Source organism: Agromyces sp. Y558, from assembly GCF_059445415.1.
Genome location: NZ_JCAIUH010000001.1, coordinates 826,051 through 844,841 on the forward strand (window position 1 = coordinate 826,051; position 18,791 = coordinate 844,841).

Sequence of the window (18,791 nt, forward strand, 5' to 3'; positions counted from 1 at the left end):
ACCCCGAAGGATGTCTGTGAATGCACGCTCGGCGACACCGACCGACCCGCCGACGGGTCTCGGGGCCAAGGGCTGGGGTGCACTCCTCGTGCTCTGCGGCGCGATCTTCCTCGAGGGTGCTGACATCGGCATGCTGACTGTCGCGCTCCCGGCGATCCGTGCCGACCTGGGCCTCTCCACAGGCGAACTGCAATGGGTGATGAGCGCGTACGTGCTGGGTTACGGCGGGTTCATGCTGCTCGGCGGTCGCGTCGCGGACCTGTTCGGTCGGCGCCGGGTCTTCCTCATCGCTCTGGCGTTCTTCATCGTCTTCTCCGGACTCGGGGGAATCGCCGCCGACGGTTGGCTCCTGATCCTCGCTCGATTCGTCACCGGCGTGACGGCGGCGTTCATGACGCCGGCCGGCCTCTCGATCATCACGACGTCGTTCGAGGAAGGGCCCCTGCGCAACCGGGCCCTGCTCATCTACTCGGGCACGGCAGCGGGCGGGTTCTCGCTCGGGCTGGTGATCGGCGGGCTGCTCAGCGCGATCGACTGGCGCTGGGTGTTCTTCGTCCCCGTCATCCTCGCCACGCTCATCCTGGTTGGTTCGATCGTGTTCATTCCGAAGGCAGAACGACCCGTGTCGCGCGGCCAGCTTGACGTCTTCGGCGCTCTCACCGTCACGAGCGCGATCATGCTCCTCGTGTTCACGATCGAACGCGCTCCGCACGTCGGCCCGCCGTGGACGCTCGGCGGTGTGGCGCTCGTCATCGCGCTGTTCAGCGCATTCGTCGCCATCGAGCGTCGTGCGAAGAGCCCGCTCGTGCGGCTCGGCATCCTCCGGTCCGGTGCCCTGCTCCGCGCGAACACCTCCGCGCTCCTGTTCTCGGGCGCATACTCGGGATTCCAGTTCGTGCTCGTGCTCTTCCTGCAGGAGCTGCTCGGATGGACGCCGATCCAGACGAGCCTGCTGCTCATCGTGATCGCGATCGACACCGTGCTCTCGCCGACCCTCACCCCGAAACTCGTCAACCGGTTCGGCAACGATCGGGTGATCGTCGTGGGGCTGCTCCTCGCAGTGGTCGCCTACGCGCTGATCCTGCCGCTCGGGCCGGAGTGGACCTACTTGGCCATGTTCCCCGCGGTGTTCGTGCTCGGCCTCGCCTTCTCCCTCGTGTACGGACCGCTCACGATCGCCGCGACCGACGGGATCGCCGAAGGGAGCAGGGGCTCGCGAGCGGATTGCTCTACACGATGTTCCAGTTCGGGTCGGCGCTCGGCCTCTCGATCGTCGCGAGCCTCATCACGCTCACCGCCCTCGACAGCGACCCGGCGAGCAAACTCGAGGCCTACCGTCTGGCGTTCCTCGTGCCACTCGGTGCCGTGCTGATCGCCGCGGTGATCATGGCGTTCGGGTTGCGTCGGCGTGCGGCATCCGTCACGGCCACCGACGACGCGGGGGAGACGCCCGAGTCTGCCGAGGACGCCGCAGGAGTGAGCGTCCGGTGACGACGTCGCCGAGAAGGCGACTGAGCGGGCCGTCGACCGTGCGAATGCCCGCACGCGTCGACGGTCGCGGCGCTCGTGTCAGGCGCCCTCTTTCAGCTCGACGCTGATCTGCTCGGCGTCGAGATCTTCGAGTGCGGCGCTGAGCACGGCGGCACTGAACGTGCCATCGTCGCGTGCATCGAGCAGCGCTGTGCGCTCCGCCTCGATCATGCGCAATCGCATCACGCGCACGAGCTCGGGGTCGATACGGCGGTTGGATGCCCCGGGCGAGGCGTTCGCCGGTTCACTCGGCTCGCTCGTGGCATCCGCATCGCTCGTGGCATCCACGTCGATCGCGGCATCCGGCTCGCCCGTGGCATCCGTTTCGCTCGCGCCCTCGTCGTGCGACACCTGCCAGGCTGCGCGCATCCGCTCCGCGAGTGAGCGCAGCGCCGGGTCGTCCGCGTCGGCGATCTCGGCCATCGCGGCAGACCGCATCATCTGCTGCAGTTCGCGCCGCTCAGCGACGCTCTCGTCGGGATCTCGTGCCGGTATGAGCCGGCGCACGAGCCACGGCAGGGTACCGCCCTGCACGAGTAGCGAGCCGACGGCGACGAGGAACGCGATGAACACGAGCAGCGAGCGGCTCGGGGTCTCGGCTGGCAGCGTCTGCGCAGCGGCGAGCGTCACGACGCCGCGCATTCCGGCCCAGACCACGATCGTGCCCTCGCGCCAGCCGAGCGGCTGGGCGAGGAAGTAGTCGATGTCGGCGACGCGGCGCCGCCAGATCGTTCGGAAGCGCTCGACGGTCGCGGCCGAGGGCACGGGGCCGCGTCGTCGTTCCTCCGGTGAGGCCCGATGCTCCAGTTGCTTCGTCCCGATGGAGGCGCGGCCCCGCTCGCGGCTCCGATCTCCGCGGGCAGGGGCACCGCCGAAGGTCGCCGTTCCGCCGGCCGCTCGATCGGCGAGGACGTCCTTGATCGAGGCGCCCCTGCGCGCTCGGCGTTCGAGGCCGGCGAGCAGTGGCGCGACGTAGGCGACGCGGATCAGCACCGTGCACACCAGTGCGAGCGCCGCGAGACCGATCGCGGACCAGACGCCCGCGTGCGCCTCTTCGACGTCGGCGACGATCGCCGTGAGCTCGAGCCCCATCACGAGGAACACCGCGCCCTCGAGCACGAGCTCGATCGTGCGCCAGTTCTGGGCGTCAGACAGTCGATGCTGCGGACTGAGGTGGCGTGCCGCCCCGCGTCCGGTGATCAGCCCCGCGACCACGGCGGCGACGAGGCCCGATGCGCCGAGGTGCTCGGCCGGGATCGCCGCGAGGAACGGCATCGTGAACGAGATCACCGTGTTGACCGTCGGGTTCGGGATGCGCGCTCGCACCCGCAGATTGACCCAGCCGACGGCGACGCCGATGACCGCGGCGACGAGGATCGAGTACACGAACGACCCTGCGACGCTCCAGAGCGAGACGGATGCCGCAGCGCCCGCGATCGCGGCCCGCAGCAGCACGAGCGCGCTCGCGTCGTTGAGCAGGCTCTCCCCCTCGAGCATCGCCACGGCCCGTGGCGAGACTCCCAGTCGCTTCACGATCGACGTCGCGACCGCATCGGTGGGGCTGACGATCGCCCCGAGCGCGATGCCCCAGGCGATGCCGAGGCCGGGGATCAGCCACGCGAACAGCAGCCCAAGCAACACGGCCGTGACGACCACGAGCACGACCGAGAGTCCGCTGATCGCACCGAAGTCGCGCCGGAACTCCATCGCCGGCATCGAGACCGCCGCAGAGTAGAGGAGCGGGGGCAGCACACCCGCGATGATCCATTCGGGGTCGATCTCGATCGACGGCGCGCCCGGCAGCAGCCCCACGCCGAGCCCGACGAGCACGAGCAGCAGCGGCGCGGCCACGCCGAGCTTCGGTGCGATGGCCGTTGCCGCAGCGATGGCGAGCAGCGCGAGTACCCCCACGAGGAGCAGATCCATAGAAGCATTCTCTCGTCATCGGCGGCGGCCATCGCGCACGGTGCGTCAGGCGAGCGGATGCCGTCGGATTCTGCCGATCTGCCCATGACCGCAGCACACGAGGATGCCTGCAAGAGATATCGGCAGAATGCTGCCGAACATGGGCGACGGGCCGAGATCCATCGCGCGGCGGATTCGCGGGGCCGCGACATCCGCCAGTCTTGACGGGTGGACCTCGACCTTCTGAGCGGAGCCGCCCTCACCGGCCCCGCCCTCCTCGGCGCACTCGCGCTGCTGGCACTCGTCGATTCGACGAGCTTCGGCACCCTGCTCATCCCGACCTGGCTGCTGCTCGCGCCAGGCAAGCTGCGGCCGGGCCGCATCCTCCTGTACCTCGCGACGGTCGCCGGCTTCTACCTCGTGGTCGGTGTGGTGCTGCTCACCATCGCCGCGACGGTACTGCCGCAGCTCATGGAGCTCTCGGCGACCCCCGCGTTCCTCTGGGTGCAGCTCGTGCTCGGCGCCGCCATGCTCGTCGGCTCCTTCTTCATCGGCGGAAAACGCAAGCGGTCCGGCCCCGGCCGATTCGCGCGGTGGCGTGAGCGCGCGGTCACGGATGTCGGCGATGAGGCCGGAAGCATGCTGCCGCTCATGGGGCTCGCCGTCGCGGCGGCCGCCGTCGAGGTCGCGTCGATGCTTCCGTATCTCGTCGGCATCGGTCTGTTGACGACATCGGAGTACGACGCCGGTGCTCGGCTGCTGCTGCTCGCCGGCTACTGCATCGTGATGGTGCTGCCGGCCATCGTGCTGCTCGTGCTGCGGCTCGTCGCCGCTCGGGCGATGGAGCGGCCCCTCGCGCGGTTCGGCGCGTGGATGGAGAAGAACGCCGCCGAGGCGACGGGCTGGATCGTCGGCATCATCGGGTTCCTCCTGTTCCGGGCGGCGGCGGTGGAGCTCGGGCTGTTCAACTCGATCTTCTAGCGCCGTGTCCGTCTCGCGCCGTGTCAGCGGGTCGTGGTCGACTCGGGGTATGGGTTTCGACGCGCGGTTCCTGGGTGTGGAAGCGGCTCTGCCGCGAGTCGGCGAAGCAGATGCCTCGGCGCCCGTCGATCCCGTCGCGGTCGTCGAGCTCGACTACCTGCACTTCACGGTCGTGCTCGACACCGCACGGCGTCTCGCCATGGTCACCGGCGTCAATGTCGACGGAGCTTCGCTCCTCGACCTCCCACGCGCTGACGACTGGCAGCTCGACGAGCGCATTCCCGCCGACTGGCAGGCCGGGCCCGAGATCTACGCCCGCAACGACTTCGATCGCGGGCACCTCGTGCGTCGGCGCGACCCGGTGTGGGGCTCACCAGAGGTCGCGGCACGCGCGAATGCCGAGACATTCCGCTACCCGAATGCGGCGCCGCAGGCTTCGGGTTTCAACCAGTCGAAAGAGCTCTGGCTCGGCCTCGAAGACCACGTGCTCGAGCACGCCGAGGCTCACGGCCTGAAGCTCAGCGTCTTCACCGCGCCGGTGCTCGCCGCGGGCGATCCGCCGTATCGCGGCATCCGAGTGCCCCTGCGGTTCTGGAAGGTCGTCGCGTGGAACTCGGGCGGCGAACTCGCGACGACGGCATTCGTCGTCGACCAGGGGCCGCTCGTCGGCGCGACTGAGGTCGCGGCGCTCGCACCGGGCGAGGCCCCACCGCTCGGCCCGTTCCGCACCTTCCAGGTGCCGGTGTCGGATGTCGCTGGGCTGACCGGTCTCGTCATGCCCGAGCTCATCGCCGCCGACGTGCTGCCGCGCACGATCGCTGCCGCAGGGTGGAGGCGGCTCGAGGCATCCGACGACATCTGGCTCTGACGGGAATCGTCGGTCGAGTAGTGAGCAGAGCGAGCGTATCGAGACCTTGCTCGGGAGGTCTCGATCCGCGTCCTCCTTCGTCGGGCGCTACTCGACCAGCGGGAGGGGCGCGGGCGCTACTCGACCAGCGGGGAGGTGGCGCCCGCGTGTTTCGCCTTGCGTGCGGCCTTCGTCGCGGCATCCGTCTCGGCCATGGACTCCTTCGCCTCGTCGAGGTCGCCGAGCAGCGGGCGGATCCAGAAGGAATTCGGATTCGCGTCGACGAGCACCATGCGAACCAGCAACGTGAGCGGGATCGCGAGGATCGCTCCGATCGGTCCGATGATCACCGCCCAGAAGAGCACCGAGAAGAACGTGATGGTCTGGCTGAGCGCGACTGCATTGCCGACCACCTTCGGCTGGATGATCGACTGGATCACGGCGTTGACGAGGCCGTAGACGACGATCACGGCGATGACCATGGGCCAGCCGCCGACCAGTGCGCCGAAGATGATCGGCGGAATGATGGCGATGAAGTAGCCGATGTTCGGAATGAAGCTGCAGAGGAACGCGAGCAGGCCCCAGATGAACGCACCGGGCACCCCGATGATGATGAGGGCGAGCCAATTGACGAAGCCCTGGGCGAGGCCGAGCACGGTGGTGACGACCATATAGCGGCGCACGTTCGACCCATAGCTCGTGAGCGCGGTCACGAGCAGCGGGCGGTGTGGCTGCAGTTGTCGCAAGAGGGTCGGCAGGTAGCCGGCATCCGACGCCATGAGGATCAGCATCGTGAAGATGACGACGAGGCCCGACACCCAACCGGCGACACCGCCGACGACGCCGCCGAGGAAGGCGATGAGCGCCGACGGGTCGAAGCTGGCGAACAGGGCATCGACCCCCTCGGTGCCGATACCGAGCGAGCCGAGCCACGCGGCGAGATCGGCTCCCCACGCCTTGATCTCGTCGGCGAACTGGGGCAGCAACGTTGCGAACTGTCCGAAGGCGACGAGGATCGCGTATCCGAAGGCCACGAGCAGCACGGTGACGGCGGCGATGACCGAGCCCGTCGCGAGTCCGCGAGGCACCCCACGCTTCTCGAGCGTGACCCGCAGCGGGTGCACGCAGATCGTCAACACGAGTGCGAGGAACACAGGCGCGACGATGCCGGCGATGCCGGCGATGCCGAACGCGGCGAGGGCGGCCCCGCCGAGACCCATCAGGATGAACTCGTTGCGGTGCTCACCGCCGCGCGCTTGCAGCGCGGCGACGGTCTCGTCGGGGCCGTTGCTCGACGCCGCCTCGGGCCCAGATCGTCTCTTGTTCCACCGCATGGGGACTCCGATCCGCGAGCCGCACGGCCGCGCCTGCCCCCACGATAGCGAGCGGGGCTCACGTTCGGGCGGATCTCTTCGAGAATCCGTCGCGCGCGTCTCAGCGGGGCGGCGTGGTCGCGACCGGCGAGAGCGAGGCGCTCCCGGGGTCGGCGAGGGTGAGCAGGGCCCGGCCGACATGCGGATGCCGCTCCAGCTCGTCTTCGATGCGGCGCAGTTCGACCGCGACATCCTCTTCGGCTCGATCGCCCGCCAGGTCGACGGCGGCGATGAGGAACACCATGCCCGGGCCGGTGTACTCGATGTGCAGGAACGTGACCCGATCGATCTCGGGCCGCGCGAGCAGCTCGGCCAGCACGGTGTCGCGGGTTTCATCGTCGACCGCCTCGCCGAGCAGGAACGCGCGGTTGCGGGCGATGAGCACCACCGCGACCACACCGAGCAGCACGCCGATGCAGATCGACCCGAGCGCGTCGTACACCGGCGAGCCGGTGACCTGGTTCAACATGACGCCGAGGAACGCCAGCACGAGGCCGATGAGCGCCGAGGAGTCCTCGGCGAAGACCGCCCTGAGCGTCGGATTGGAGCTTCGCACGACGTGTTCGAGGGTGTTCAGGCTGCGGGTGCGCGCGGCGGTGCGCGCCTGCCGGAACGCGCGCACGAAGGAGATGCCCTCGAGTACGAACGAGATGGCGAGCACCACGTACGCGATGCCGAAGTCCTTCGCCGGTTCCGGATCGAAGAGTTCGGTGATGCCGTGCTGGATCGAGACCACGGATCCCGCGGTGAACAGTCCGAATGCCGCGAACATCGACCAGATGTACGCGTCCTTGCCGTAGCCGAGCGGATGCCGCGCATCGGCGGGCTTTCCCGAGCGGCGCTCGGCGATGACGAGCAGCACCTCGTTGCCGGTGTCGGCCCAGGAGTGCGCTGCCTCGGCGACCATCGACGCAGAGCCCGTGATCACTGCGGCGAACGACTTCGCGGTCGCGATGAGCGCGTTCACGACGAGGGCGATGAGCACGGTGAAGAGGCTCTCGCCCGCTGCGTCGGTTTCCTTCTTCTTGCTCACGCGTTCCCCCTCCCCAGTTCGAGTCTGGCATTCGACGCGGCCGAGTGCGACAGTTGGAACATGGGGGAGGCCGCCGAGTCAGCCGTCGCCGAGGCATCCGCTGGGCGCCTCGACACCGATGTGCTCGTCGTCGGGGCCGGGCCGAGCGGGCTCATGCTCGCGGTGTGCCTCGCGAAGCTCGGCGTCGATACGGTCGTCGTCGATGGCAAGGTCGGCCCGACCCGGGAGTCCCGTGCGCTCGGAGTGCAGGCGCGATCGATGGAGCTGTACGACCAGCTCGGCCTCGTCGACCGCGTGCTCGCAGAGCGCTCTTCGGCGACCTTCGTCGTGCCGGGCGCCGGCCGGGGGCACCGGCCGTTCGGGCGGTTGCCGTTGCGAGCGTTCGGCGCCGGCGTCACGCCGTACCGCGAGATCACGGTGTTCGAGCAGAGCCGCAACGAACGGCTGCTCGTCGATGCGCTCGCCGATCTCGGGCGCGAGGTGCGCTGGGGCCACCGACTCGAACGGCTCGAGGTCTCCGGGGCGGGTCTCGATACGCTCGCTGCGCTCGCTACTCGACCAGCAGTACCCGAACAACGCATCTCAGCGGCGGGTCTCGATACGCTCGCAGCGGGGGTCACCGCGACGCTCGCCGGGCCGACGGGCGCGGTGACCGTGCGCGCCCGCTACTGCGTGGGCGCCGACGGGGCGCACTCAGTGGTGCGCGACACGCTCGGCATCCCCTTCGAGGGGGTGACGAACGAGCACACCTTCTACGTCGCGGATGCCTCAGGCGTCACCGGTCTCGTCGACGGGGGGATCAACGTGCGCATCACGGCCGAGCACTTCCTGCTCGGCTTCCCGATGGGGCCGGGCCGCGCCCGCCTGCTCGGGGTCGTGCGTGATCGCGACCGAGACGAGCACGGCGAACTGTCGGAGTCGCTCGTGCGGGCGCTGGTCGATCGGGAGTTCGGCGTGCGGTACGAGGCATCCGCATGGTTCACGACCTACCGGTTGCACCACCGACTCGCCGCGCGCTTCCGGGAGGGGCCGTGCTTCATCGTGGGCGATGCCGCGCACATCCACTCGCCGATCGGCGCACAGGGAATGAACACCGGACTGCAGGAGGCGCACAATCTCGCGTGCGCGCTCGCCGACGTGGTGGTGGGCGGCATGCCCGACGCGCGGCTCGACCGGTACGAGGCCGAGCGGCGGCCCGTCGGCAAGGTGCTCGTCGCGACGACCGACCGGGCGTTCGGCGTGGTCACGTCGTCGACGCCGCTCGCGCAGTTCGTGCGCGGGCGCATCGTGCCGCTCATCGGACCGCTGGTCGTCCGGCTGCTGCCGCGCCTCATCGGTGGACGCCGGGTGTTCGGCTACGTCTCGCAGACCCGCATCCGCTACGCGGTGCCGGATGCCGCTGGCACGCGACGCGACGGCGTTGTCGGTGTGCGCTTGCCGTGGACCGGCGACAACTTCGCCGCGCTGCGCTCGATGCAATGGCAGGTGCATGGCTACGGCGTTCCCGAGCGTGCGGTGCGCCGCATTGCCGCCGAGCTCGGGGTCGAGGCGCACGTCTTCGCGCGCCACACGAGCGGGCCGCGTGACCGGCGGCTCCGCCGCGACCGCGTCTACCTCGTGCGCCGCGACGGGTTCGTCGTCGCAGAGGTGCTCTCGCCGGGTACGGGCAGTGCGCTCGACGCCGCTCGGGCGCGCCTCGCCGGCGCGTGAGGGGCGCCGGTCAACGCGTATCTCGGAGGGTGACTGAGGAGACCTCGCCGACGCGACGTCCGATTCACGCCGGATCCGGCGCCGCCGACGCGCGATGCTCGAGTCAGACGATGACGAGAGCAGGACATGACCACCTTCACCGAGACCGACCCGCGCACCGCCGACGCCAGCCCAAGGGTCGGCCGACCAGGCGCCGACGCACTCGCCGGTGCCCACGCTGCGATCGACCCCGCGATCCTGTACTTCGGCACCCCGGTCGCGCTCCTCACCACGGTCGACGAGACCGGCCACGCGAACCTCGCGCCGATCTCATCCGTGTGGTGGCTCGGCCACACGGCGGTGCTCGGCATCGCGGCCCGATCGCAGACCGGGCGCAACCTCGTCGCAACACGGGAGGTCGTGATCAACCTGCCTTCCGTCGCCGAGGTCGACGTCGTCGACAGGCTCGCGCTCACGACCGGACGTGACCCGGTTTCTGAGCGCAAGGCGAGCGTCGGCTACCGGCATGTGCGCGACAAGTTCACCGAGGCCGGTGCGCACCAGATCGCCGCCGAGGTCGTCGCCCCGCCTCGTGTGCTCGAATGCCCGGTGCACCTCGAGGGGAGGGTCACCGCGGTGCATCCGCTGCTCGGCAGTTCCGACCTCGCGTCTGCCGCCCTGCTGGCCGTGGAAGTCGACATCGTGCGCGTGCACGTGCACGTGGGTGTTCGCGCACCGGGCCATGCCAACCGCATCGACCCCGAGCGCTGGCGACCGCTCATGATGAGCTTCCAGCGGTTCTTCGGATTCGGCGACGAGGTGCGGCCTTCGCGCCTCGCGACGATCGACGAGGAGTGGTACCGAGGTTGAAGTCAGCGCTTGGGGCCGGGCTCAGGCTCAGGGGCGGCGCTGTCAGCCTTTGCGTCGCCTGAGGCCGCCGATTCGGCCGCTGCCGCCTCGGCCTCCATCACTCGCAGCAACGCGCCGATGCCCCGGGTGAGTGCGCGGAGGTCTTCGACATCGAGTCGTTCGAGCGGCGGACGGCTGAGCTGGGGGCGGGCGGCGAGCAGCTCCTGCATGAGCTCGCGCCCCTTCGCGGTGGCGAGCACTCGACGTATCCGATGGTCACTGGGGTCGTCGACGCGAGTGGCCATGTCGTGACCGGTCAACCGGTCGACGATGCCCGACATGGTCGCAAGCGAGACGCCGAGGGCCTTCGAGAGGCCCTGCACGGTGCTGCCGTCGGGGTTCGTCATGATGATGCCGAGCACCTTGAGCTGCTGCATCGTGAGGCGGATGGAGAGCAACGGCTCGACGATATCGGGCACCACGGTGGTCTCCATGGCCGCCTGCATGCGGAGGAGTTCGTCAAGCAGCGCGCCGCGGTCGGCGGCATCGACATCGAAGCTCTCCACCCGACCACCGTACCGGCACGTTCCCAGCCGCGGCACAGGAACGGAAACGTAGCCTGACACGAAGCTTCGTGTCGCACGAAGCAGATGCGTTCCCGACTCCAGCTCACTCGACCCCCAGGACGGCCATGTTCAGACTCGCGCGTTTCAGCCTCGCCAATCGAGCGCTCGTCGCCCTCGTGACACTCGTGATCGCCGGTTTCGGCGTCTTCTCGATGACGCAGCTGAAGCAAGAGCTCATCCCGTCGATCGAGCTGCCGCAGACCGCGATCGTCACCGTACTGCCCGGCGCGAGCCCCGAGGTCATGGACGAACAGGTCAGTGTGCCGATCTCGAAGGCCCTGACGAACCTCGACGACGTCGAATCGGTCATCGCGACCTCCTCGAGCGGCATGTCCACGGTTTCGGTGGCCTATGCCTACGGCACCGACGCCAAGGAATTCACCGCATCGCTCACCGACGCGATCGACGGGCTCGGTGCAACGCTCCCTGAAGACGCGGCACCCGAGGTGCTCTCGGGCAGCACCTCATCCCTGCCCATCATGTTCCTGACCGCTGGGGCGACGGATGTCTCGCTGAGCGAGCTCTCCGCAACCCTCGACGACGTCGTAGTGCCGCGCCTCGAATCCGTCGACGGCGTGCGCGCCGCCACGGTCTCGGGTGCTGAGACCGAGCGTGTCGTGATCACCCCCGACCAGGCCGCGCTCGCAGAGCAGGGCATCTCGCCGATGGCGATCTCCGAGGCGCTCGAAGCCAACGGCATCACCCTGCCGCTCGGCAGCATCACCGAAGACGGTCAGCTGCTTCCCGTGCAGGGCGGCGAGCCGATCGACTCGCTCGACGTGTTGCGGGAGATCCCGCTCGCGAGCACGACAGCACCCGGCACCGTCGTCGAACTCGGCGACGTGGCATCCGTCGAGCTCGTGACCGAACCGCAGACCTCGATCACCCGCACCAACGGCGTCGAAGCCCTGTCGTTGTCGATCACGGCCACGCAGAATGCCGACGTGGTCGCCGTGTCGCACGGTGTCGATGACGCCCTCGCCGAGCTCGGCGACGAACTCGACGGCATCGAGCTGACCGTGCTGTTCAGCCAGGCACCGTTCATCGAGGAGTCCATTCAGCACCTCGCGATCGAGGGCCTGCTCGGCCTCCTCTTCGCGATCGTCGTCATCCTGCTCTTCCTGCTGTCGGTGCGATCGACGCTCGTGACCGCGATCTCCATCCCGCTCTCGGTGCTCGTGACCTTCATCGGGCTGAACCTCGGTGGGTACTCCCTCAATATGCTCACCCTCGGTGCGCTCACGATCGCCATCGGGCGCGTCGTCGACGACTCGATCGTCGTGATCGAGAACATCAAGCGTCACCTCGCGTATGGCGAGCCGAAGGTGCAGGCGATCCTTGGCGCCGTGCGGGAGGTCGCCGGCGCGATCACGTCGTCGACCCTCACGACCGTCGCCGTATTCCTGCCGATCGCCCTCGTCGGTGGCATGGTCGGTGAGCTGTTCGCGCCGTTCGCCCTCACCGTCACGATCGCGATGCTCTCTTCGCTCCTCGTGGCCCTGACGATCGTGCCGGTGCTCTCGTACTGGTTCCTCCGCCAGCCGAAGAACCTCGTCGATGTCGAGGCGACCCGCCTCGCCGCCGAAGAGAAGGAGCGCAAGGGCTGGCTGCAGCGCGGTTACGCGCCGGTGCTGCGCGGCACTCAGAAGCACCCCGTGATCACGCTCGTCTCCTCGGTGCTGCTGCTCGTCATCACCTTCGCGATGGTGCCGCTCCTGAAGGTCGACTTCCTCGGCTCGACCGGTCAGAACATGATCATGGTCACGCAGGAGTTCCCGGCCGGGAGCGACCTCGAGACCGTGTCGGCGGGCGCCGAACAGGTCGAAGACGTGCTGCTCGACATCGACGGCGTCGACGACGTCATGCTCACGGCGGGCTCGGGCGGCGGCATGATGTCAATGCTCGGCGGTTCGGGCGGCACCGCCACGTACATCGTGAACACGTCGAAAGACGTCGACCAGACCGCGCTGCAAGACGAGGTGCGGGAGCGTCTGGCCGAGATCGAGGATGCCGGTGAGATCGCCCTCGCCGATTCGGCCGCGATGGGCGGCTTCGGCGGCAGCGTCGACGTGATCGTGCAGGCCGCCAACGAGAGCGACCTCGCCGAGGCATCCGATGCCGTATTCGCTGCCCTCGAAGACACGCCGAACGCGGCCGAGGTCGCGAGCGACCGTGCGCCCGCGCAGCCGATCGTGCAGGTGACGGTCGACCGCGCCACCGCGCTCGAGCAGGGTCTCACCGAGATGCAGGTGCTCGGCATCGTGGCGGGCACGCTCTCGCCGCAGGCGATCGGCTCGATCGGGCTCGACGACGAGGAGTACCGCATCTTCCTCGACGGCGCACCGGCGCCCGAGAGCATCGCCGAACTCGAACAGGTCATGCTGCCGAGTGCTGCGAACCCCGCCGGCTTCGTGCCGCTGTCGGAGGTCGCGACCGTCGAAGAGGTCACCGTGCCGACGTCGATCGCCCGTGATGCCGGCGAGCTCGTCGCGACCATCTCGATCACGCCCGAAGAGGGCGAGCTCGGCGCCGTGACGACTTCGGTGCAGGAGAGCCTCGCCGAACTCGAGCTGCCGCAGGGCGTCACCGCCGAGATCGGCGGCCTCGCCTCGACCCAGACGGAGTCGTTCGAGCAGCTCGGCCTCGCGATGCTCGTCGCGATCGCGATCGTCTTCATGCTTCTCGTGGCGACGTTCCGTTCGCTGCGGCAGCCGCTGATCCTCCTCGTGTCGATCCCGTTCGCGGCGACGGGTGCCATCGCCCTGCTGCTCGCGACCGGCCGCCCCCTCGGCATCTCGGCACTCATCGGCATGCTCATGCTGATCGGCATCGTGGTGACGAACGCGATCGTGCTCATCGACCTCGTGAACCAGTACCGTGCGCAAGGTCAGAAGGTGGCCGACGCCGTGTTCAACGGTGCTCGCCAGCGACTGCGCCCGATCCTGATGACCGCGCTCGCGACGATCTTCGCCCTGCTGCCGATGGCGTTCGGCGTCACCGGGTCGAGCGGGTTCATCTCGCAGGACCTCGCGATCGTCGTCATCGGCGGCCTCATCTCCTCGACGCTGCTGACCCTCGTGCTCGTGCCCGTGCTGTACCTCCTCATCGAGGGCCGCCGCGAGCGACGCGAGGCGAAGCGTGATGCGAAGCACGAGACGAAGCACGAGGCGGAGCACGAGGCGGAGCGACCGGATGCCGCCGTGCCCGAGGCGTCCGACCAACTCTGACGCTGTGCCCGGCGTGACCTGAGCCCGAATTCAGGCAAACGGCCCCGAATCAGGACGATTCTCGCGAGTTCGTCCTGATTCGGGGCCTTTCTCCTGATTCGTGCCGTGCGCGTGCGACGGGGTGCGCACGCCAGTGCGCAGGGCTGCCCGTGCGACAGCGGTGGCCGCGCGGGTGCGCCCGACGTATCGTGGATGCGAGGTGGAACCGGTCGGCTTCCGCCCGAGCGTGCTTCGCGTCGACGACGTCGGGAGGGACCATGGCCACCATCGCGTGGATCGGTCTGGGCAACATGGGCGGCCCGATGGCGGGCAATCTCGTCTCGGCGGGGCACGTCGTGAGGGGCGTCGATCCGGTGCCGGCCGCGCGTACCGCCGCCTCCGAGCGCGGCGTGCGCGTGGTGGCGACCATCGCCGAGGCGGTCGAAGGTGCAGACGCAGTGTTCACGTCGCTGCCGCGCAGCGAGCACGTGCGCGAGGTCTTCGGCGGTGATGACGGGGTGTGGGCGACGGCGCCGACCACGGCCCTGCTGCTCGATACCTCGACGGTCGACGTGGCGACGTCGCGGTTCTGCCACGAGGCATCCGTCGGCCGTGGCTTCCGCTTCGTCGACTCACCGGTGTCGGGCGGAATCGCGGGCGCCGAGGCGGCCACGCTCACCTTCATGCTCGGCGGTGAGCCGGCGGATGTCGCGGAGGCCACCGGGCTCGTCGAACCGTTGGCAGGGCACGTCTTCGACGTCGGTGGCCCGACGATGGGCATCGCCGCGAAGCTCGCGAACAATCTGATGCTCTTCGTTTCGCTGCTCGGTGTCGCCGAGGGTTCGCAACTCGCCGCGGAGCTCGGGCTCGACCCGGCGAAGTTCTACGAAGTGGCATCCGTGTCGTCAGGGGAGTCGTGGTCGCTGCGCACCTGGTACCCGGTACCCGGCGTCGTGCCGACGAGTCCAGCGAACCGCGGCTTCGACGCGACGTTCACGACCGTGCTCGCCGAGAAGGACCTCTCGTTCGCCGTCGCGGCCGGCGGGGAGGCCGGGTTGCACCTGCCGGCGGCGCGTCTCGCACTCGAGCAGTTCGAGCGGCTCATCGGCGAGGGGCTCGGCGGCATGGATGCGAGCCTGATCGTGAAGTACGCCTCGGCCGACGGGCGGGTTGCGGGGTACGAGCCTGGGCGCTGACCTCGCCGGCATCCGTCTGGCTGTCCTGCCAGTGCTCCTGGTCTGCTCTCGCCTGCCGCTCGTCGTGGTTCGCTCTCGCTGTCGCTCCTGGTTTGTAGGTCGTTCGCGTCTTTGTAGGACGCGTGCGCGTGAAAACGTCCTACAAAGACGCGGGTGTCCTACATGCCAACGCAGACGCGGACGCGGATGCCGACGCCGACGCGGATGCAGACGCGGATCGGGGCTCACCGATGAGCACCAGCGCTTGCGGACGCCCGTCAGCCGCGCTGCACGGCGGCGATCACCTCGGTGAGGCGGTCGCGAAGGATCCCGAGCTCGTCGAGGCTCATGCCGAGCCGGTCGACGACCTGCGGCGGAATCGCGAGCGCCTGCTTCCGCAGTGCGCGGCCCGCATCGGTCAGCGCGACGTCGAGTGCCCGTTCGTCGCGCGCGTTGCGCTCCCGCGTGAGGTAGCCCTGCGCTTCGAGTCGCTTGAGCAGCGGGGAGAGGGTGGCCGGCTCGAGTTGCAGCGCCTCGCCGAGGTCGCGCACCGTGCGCGGATTGCGCTGCCAGAGGGCGAGCATGACGAGGTACTGCGGGTGCGTGAGGCCGAGTGGTTCGAGGATCGGCCGGTAGACGCCGATCACGCCGCGCGCGGCGACTGCGAGGGCGAAACACACCTGGTTCTCGAGGGCGAGCAGATCGTCGGCGCCGTGCTGAGCTTGTCGAAGGGATGCCGCGGGGGCGTCGAGGGTGTCCTCGTGGGGTGCGCTGCGGGCGTTCATGGGCTTCCAGTATGACGTGGGCGACGAATGATTAGTACACTAATCATTGTGACACGAAGAAAGAGGGAGACTCCAGCGGGGGCCCAACGCGGCTACGCGGGCTTCATCGACCGGCTGAACGCCAAGCTGCTGCCCTACATCGGCCCGCCGCCCCTCGGCCCGTACGACGAGGAGCCGGCTCCTGCCGTTCCACCCGCGTGCCCGCTCTGCGGCGCTCCGATGTCGCGCCACGTCATCGATCGATCGGGCGAGCGCACCCAGCTGCATTGCCCCTGATCGGGTCAGGCGAAGATGCGGAGCGCCTCGCGGTAGCGCTCGGGGTCGTCTCTGGTCGCGTCGTTCACGAGCAGCGCGTGCCGGCCGATGATGCGTGTGTGTTCCCCCAGGCAGGGGATCGTGACGATTTTCGTGAGCCCGGCCCGCCAAGCGGGAACGAGAGCGTCGAGTGAGACCCGTTCGGGTGTCTCGTCGAGCAGACCACGAATCGTATGGAGCCTCCTCGCGACGTGCGCCGTGCTCCAAGGTCGGTAGTCGGCGTCGAATTCAGTCTCGCCGAACCGATCGCGCCAGGACGGCCCTGCCAAGCGCTGGATCAGTTCGGCGCGTTCAGGTGACCCGTCGGCGGTCTCGCGGATCTCGTCGAAGAGGGAGTGGTCGACGCGAACGCCGGCGTGTTGCACGGCATCGCGCCAGAGCGTCGGCCACGCGGCATCCATGGTCGCCGTCCCGCTCGCAGACCGAGGCTCGTCGACGTGCGCGGGAGTATTCACGAGCAACGGCGGGAGGTCCGTGCCGGTCGGCTGAAGTCGCAACGCTTCACGAACCCAGAGCAGCTCGAGGAGTGCGTGCGGCGCGTCTTGAACCTCGATGAGCATGTCATGAGGCCAAGGGTCACCGGGAATCGGAACGGATGAACGCATTGCACCCTCCTCGCACGGCCGGGATGCCGACCAGTCTCACACCGGCTCACGGGGATGTCGATGCGACATCCGTGCTCGGTGGCCGTCGGGTGGGGGCAGGATGCTCGTCTGCGGGCCGCTACAGTAGCGTTCGTGAGCGACTACGAGGTATTGGAGATGGGCGGGCTCGACGACTGGCGGGAGCACTTCGGTGGCTTCCGCCCGGAGAGTTCGCGTGACGGTCGACGGGTCGTCGATCACGACCTGACGATGCAGTACATCGGCATGACGGCGAACGCGTTCGAGCCGAGTGAAGAGGCCGGCTACTGGCACGCGCACTCGCGCGTCGAGGAGGTCTACGTGTTCCTCGCGGGGCGCGGGCAGATGGGCCTGAACGACGAGATCGTCGATGTCGGCCCCGGCACGGTCGTGCGCGTGGGTCAGGGCGTCTGGCGCACGTGGCGCTGCGTCCCCGACAGCCCCGAGCAGTTGCGGTGGCTGTGCATTCGCGCGGGCGGCTCAGAGCTGCCGCACCTCCCCGACGACAGCCAGCGCGACAACGACCGCCCGTCGCCCTGGTAGTCGGTGGCTGAAGCCCGTCTCGTAGGGTGGCAGACGTGACGAGTACCGAGGTGCGGGACGCCTACACCCGCCGAGCGGATGAGTACATCTCCCTGATGGGCACGATCGCCCAGATGCACCAATTCGACCAGCAACTCATCTCGCGATGGGGCGCGAGCGTGTCCGGTCCGGTGATCGATGCCGGGTGCGGGCCGGGTCATTGGGCCGACTTCCTGCGGCGGCTGGGCTGCGACGCCGAGGGCGTCGATCTCGTTCCCGCGTTCATCGCTCGAGCGGAGGAACGGTTCCCCGACGTTCCGTTCCGCGTTGGCTCGCTTCACGACCTCGGCGTCCCCGACGCCCACGCCGGGGGAGTCCTCGCGTGGTACTCGATGATCCACTCCGAGCCGGCGGATGTCCCGTCGATCCTGAGCGAGTTCGCGCGCTGCATCGCACCGGGCGGGAGCCTGCTGCTCGGCTTCTTCGACGGTGCGAGCGTCGAGCCGTTCCCGCACAAGGTCACGACCGCCTACTTCTGGCCGCCCGACGAAATGTCGGAACAGCTCAACTCTGCGGGCTTCACGGTCGAGGAGGTCCACACCCGCAGCGATGACGGGCGCCGACCGCACGCGGCGATCATGGCCCGTCGCTCTGCTTCCGCGACCTCACCGGTCAACGCCCGGTAGGCGGGCGGGCACGGGACACGAGTCGGGTGGGAGGCACCCTACCCCTGAGCCGCGAGCCGGCGGCTCACCCAGCGGTCGTACTGAGCCCACGGGTCGGCGACACCGAGGTTCAGCTCGGCGATGTGCGCGAGCAGTTCGTCGTGCACCGCGAACCACTCGGTGCCCGCGAATCTGTGCGCCGTGAACTGCGCATGCCGACGTTGCTCGACGACTCGGTCGCCGAGCTCGAACGCGAGCACTTCGTCGTGCGGCAGGCTCGCAACTCGCGTGCGCGGGTTGCCGGAGGTGCCGATCTTGATCTGCTGTCTGTACCGGATGTAGTAGACGACGTCGACACGTGGGTCGGCAACGGCGAGGTCGGGCACGTCGCCGACCCGCCACTCGCAGACCGCGCAGATGCGGCCCGACGGGTAGTCGACGCCGACCCACGACCCGCAGACGAGGCACGGGCCGGGCAGCAGGTCGGTCACGCCGACCCCTCGAGCGACCCAGTCGTAGGCTTCGAGCAGGTGGGAAGTGCAGAGGTCGAGCGGTGCGCCGGGCTCGGTCGGCGCCGGGCACGGAGCACCGTCGACGGTGATGCTGCACGCCCGCACCGCGGCATCCGCTCGGCTCATACCGGCAGGCTAGCGGCTGCCACCGACGT

The 18,791-nt window shown here is 69.0% G+C and carries 18 protein-coding genes; 11 read left to right on the forward strand and 7 right to left on the reverse strand.

The window, feature by feature from the left end; all coding sequences use genetic code 11:
* Positions 1 to 16 precede the first annotated feature (16 nt).
* The gene (locus tag AC1C2T_RS03950; RefSeq protein WP_495384321.1) at positions 17 to 1,372 is read left to right on the forward strand and encodes an MFS transporter; all 1,356 of its coding nucleotides are present in this window, start codon (positions 17 to 19) and stop codon (positions 1,370 to 1,372) included.
* The gene (locus AC1C2T_RS03955; RefSeq protein WP_495384322.1) at positions 1,351 to 1,491 is read left to right on the forward strand and encodes a hypothetical protein; all 141 of its coding nucleotides are present in this window, start codon (positions 1,351 to 1,353) and stop codon (positions 1,489 to 1,491) included. Before AC1C2T_RS03950 ends, AC1C2T_RS03955 begins: the two co-directional genes overlap by 22 nt.
* 78 nt (positions 1,492 to 1,569) lie before the next feature.
* On the opposite strand, the gene AC1C2T_RS03960 is transcribed toward AC1C2T_RS03955, so the two are convergent.
* On the reverse strand, positions 1,570 to 3,456 hold the full coding sequence (locus tag AC1C2T_RS03960) for a cation:proton antiporter (protein ID WP_495384323.1): 1,887 nt from the start codon (positions 3,454 to 3,456) through the stop codon (positions 1,570 to 1,572).
* A 207-nt stretch (positions 3,457 to 3,663) separates the two neighbouring features.
* Here AC1C2T_RS03960 and AC1C2T_RS03965 point away from each other — a divergent pair, with 207 nt between their 5' ends.
* Positions 3,664 to 4,416, forward strand: a complete 753-nt coding sequence (locus AC1C2T_RS03965) for a GAP family protein (protein ID WP_495361533.1) — start codon at positions 3,664 to 3,666, stop codon at positions 4,414 to 4,416.
* Positions 4,417 to 4,465: 49 nt separating this feature from the next.
* On the forward strand, positions 4,466 to 5,284 hold the full coding sequence (locus AC1C2T_RS03970; RefSeq protein WP_495361532.1) for a DNA/RNA non-specific endonuclease: 819 nt from the start codon (positions 4,466 to 4,468) through the stop codon (positions 5,282 to 5,284).
* Positions 5,285 to 5,400: 116 nt separating this feature from the next.
* Here AC1C2T_RS03970 and AC1C2T_RS03975 read toward each other — a convergent pair whose 3' ends face one another.
* On the reverse strand, positions 5,401 to 6,597 hold the full coding sequence (locus AC1C2T_RS03975; protein ID WP_495384324.1) for an AI-2E family transporter: 1,197 nt from the start codon (positions 6,595 to 6,597) through the stop codon (positions 5,401 to 5,403).
* 100 nt (positions 6,598 to 6,697) lie between these two features.
* A complete protein-coding gene (locus AC1C2T_RS03980) occupies positions 6,698 to 7,669 on the reverse strand; it encodes a cation diffusion facilitator family transporter (RefSeq protein ID WP_495384325.1) in 972 nt (323 codons plus the stop codon).
* A gap of 60 nt (positions 7,670 to 7,729) precedes the next feature.
* On the opposite strand from AC1C2T_RS03980, the gene AC1C2T_RS03985 reads away from it, so the two are divergent.
* On the forward strand, positions 7,730 to 9,379 hold the full coding sequence (locus tag AC1C2T_RS03985; protein ID WP_495384326.1) for an FAD-dependent monooxygenase: 1,650 nt from the start codon (positions 7,730 to 7,732) through the stop codon (positions 9,377 to 9,379).
* A 126-nt stretch (positions 9,380 to 9,505) separates the two neighbouring features.
* Positions 9,506 to 10,228 (forward strand): flavin reductase family protein, encoded by a 723-nt coding sequence (locus tag AC1C2T_RS03990; protein ID WP_495384327.1) that lies wholly within the window; start codon positions 9,506 to 9,508, stop codon positions 10,226 to 10,228.
* Between the two features lie 2 nt (positions 10,229 to 10,230).
* Here AC1C2T_RS03990 and AC1C2T_RS03995 read toward each other — a convergent pair whose 3' ends face one another.
* Positions 10,231 to 10,773, reverse strand: a complete 543-nt coding sequence (locus AC1C2T_RS03995) for a MarR family winged helix-turn-helix transcriptional regulator (protein WP_495361526.1) — start codon at positions 10,771 to 10,773, stop codon at positions 10,231 to 10,233.
* 125 nt (positions 10,774 to 10,898) lie between these two features.
* On the opposite strand from AC1C2T_RS03995, the gene AC1C2T_RS04000 reads away from it, so the two are divergent.
* Positions 10,899 to 14,060, forward strand: a complete 3,162-nt coding sequence (locus AC1C2T_RS04000) for an efflux RND transporter permease subunit (protein WP_495384328.1) — start codon at positions 10,899 to 10,901, stop codon at positions 14,058 to 14,060.
* A 257-nt stretch (positions 14,061 to 14,317) separates the two neighbouring features.
* Positions 14,318 to 15,235, forward strand: coding sequence for an NAD(P)-dependent oxidoreductase (locus tag AC1C2T_RS04005; RefSeq protein ID WP_495361524.1), 918 nt, complete (start codon positions 14,318 to 14,320; stop codon positions 15,233 to 15,235).
* A 257-nt stretch (positions 15,236 to 15,492) separates the two neighbouring features.
* Here AC1C2T_RS04005 and AC1C2T_RS04010 read toward each other — a convergent pair whose 3' ends face one another.
* Complete coding sequence (locus tag AC1C2T_RS04010) at positions 15,493 to 15,999, reverse strand: MarR family winged helix-turn-helix transcriptional regulator (protein ID WP_495384329.1); 507 nt, start codon at positions 15,997 to 15,999, stop codon at positions 15,493 to 15,495.
* A 48-nt stretch (positions 16,000 to 16,047) separates the two neighbouring features.
* Here AC1C2T_RS04010 and AC1C2T_RS04015 point away from each other — a divergent pair, with 48 nt between their 5' ends.
* Positions 16,048 to 16,275 (forward strand): hypothetical protein, encoded by a 228-nt coding sequence (locus AC1C2T_RS04015; RefSeq protein WP_495361522.1) that lies wholly within the window; start codon positions 16,048 to 16,050, stop codon positions 16,273 to 16,275.
* A 5-nt stretch (positions 16,276 to 16,280) separates the two neighbouring features.
* On the opposite strand, the gene AC1C2T_RS04020 is transcribed toward AC1C2T_RS04015, so the two are convergent.
* Positions 16,281 to 16,919 carry an adenine nucleotide alpha hydrolase family protein gene (locus tag AC1C2T_RS04020; RefSeq protein WP_495384330.1) on the reverse strand — a complete coding sequence of 213 codons (639 nt, stop codon included), beginning with the start codon at positions 16,917 to 16,919 and terminating at the stop codon, positions 16,281 to 16,283.
* 132 nt (positions 16,920 to 17,051) lie between these two features.
* On the opposite strand from AC1C2T_RS04020, the gene AC1C2T_RS04025 reads away from it, so the two are divergent.
* On the forward strand, positions 17,052 to 17,480 hold the full coding sequence (locus AC1C2T_RS04025) for a cupin domain-containing protein (protein WP_495361520.1): 429 nt from the start codon (positions 17,052 to 17,054) through the stop codon (positions 17,478 to 17,480).
* A 35-nt stretch (positions 17,481 to 17,515) separates the two neighbouring features.
* Positions 17,516 to 18,145 (forward strand): class I SAM-dependent DNA methyltransferase, encoded by a 630-nt coding sequence (locus AC1C2T_RS04030; protein WP_495384331.1) that lies wholly within the window; start codon positions 17,516 to 17,518, stop codon positions 18,143 to 18,145.
* Between the two features lie 38 nt (positions 18,146 to 18,183).
* Here the strand turns inward: AC1C2T_RS04030 and AC1C2T_RS04035 are convergent, their stop codons facing one another.
* Positions 18,184 to 18,762, reverse strand: coding sequence for a GIY-YIG nuclease family protein (locus AC1C2T_RS04035; RefSeq protein ID WP_495361518.1), 579 nt, complete (start codon positions 18,760 to 18,762; stop codon positions 18,184 to 18,186).
* Positions 18,763 to 18,791 lie beyond the last annotated feature (29 nt).

Bases quoted from the DNA above. Each gene is read 5' to 3' on its own strand.
- AC1C2T_RS04000 (WP_495384328.1), top strand. From the start codon at position 10,899: ATGTTCAGACTCGCGCGTTTCAGCCTCGCCAATCGAGCGCTCGTCGCC.
- AC1C2T_RS04005 (WP_495361524.1), top strand. From the start codon at position 14,318: ATGGCCACCATCGCGTGGATCGGTCTGGGCAACATGGGCGGCCCGATG.
- AC1C2T_RS04020 (WP_495384330.1), bottom strand. From the start codon at position 16,919: ATGCGTTCATCCGTTCCGATTCCCGGTGACCCTTGGCCTCATGACATG.
- AC1C2T_RS03975 (WP_495384324.1), bottom strand. From the start codon at position 6,597: ATGCGGTGGAACAAGAGACGATCTGGGCCCGAGGCGGCGTCGAGCAAC.
- AC1C2T_RS04035 (WP_495361518.1), bottom strand. From the start codon at position 18,762: ATGAGCCGAGCGGATGCCGCGGTGCGGGCGTGCAGCATCACCGTCGAC.
- AC1C2T_RS03985 (WP_495384326.1), top strand. From the start codon at position 7,730: ATGGGGGAGGCCGCCGAGTCAGCCGTCGCCGAGGCATCCGCTGGGCGC.
- AC1C2T_RS03960 (WP_495384323.1), bottom strand. From the start codon at position 3,456: ATGGATCTGCTCCTCGTGGGGGTACTCGCGCTGCTCGCCATCGCTGCG.
- AC1C2T_RS04010 (WP_495384329.1), bottom strand. From the start codon at position 15,999: ATGAACGCCCGCAGCGCACCCCACGAGGACACCCTCGACGCCCCCGCG.
- AC1C2T_RS03990 (WP_495384327.1), top strand. From the start codon at position 9,506: ATGACCACCTTCACCGAGACCGACCCGCGCACCGCCGACGCCAGCCCA.
- AC1C2T_RS03970 (WP_495361532.1), top strand. From the start codon at position 4,466: ATGGGTTTCGACGCGCGGTTCCTGGGTGTGGAAGCGGCTCTGCCGCGA.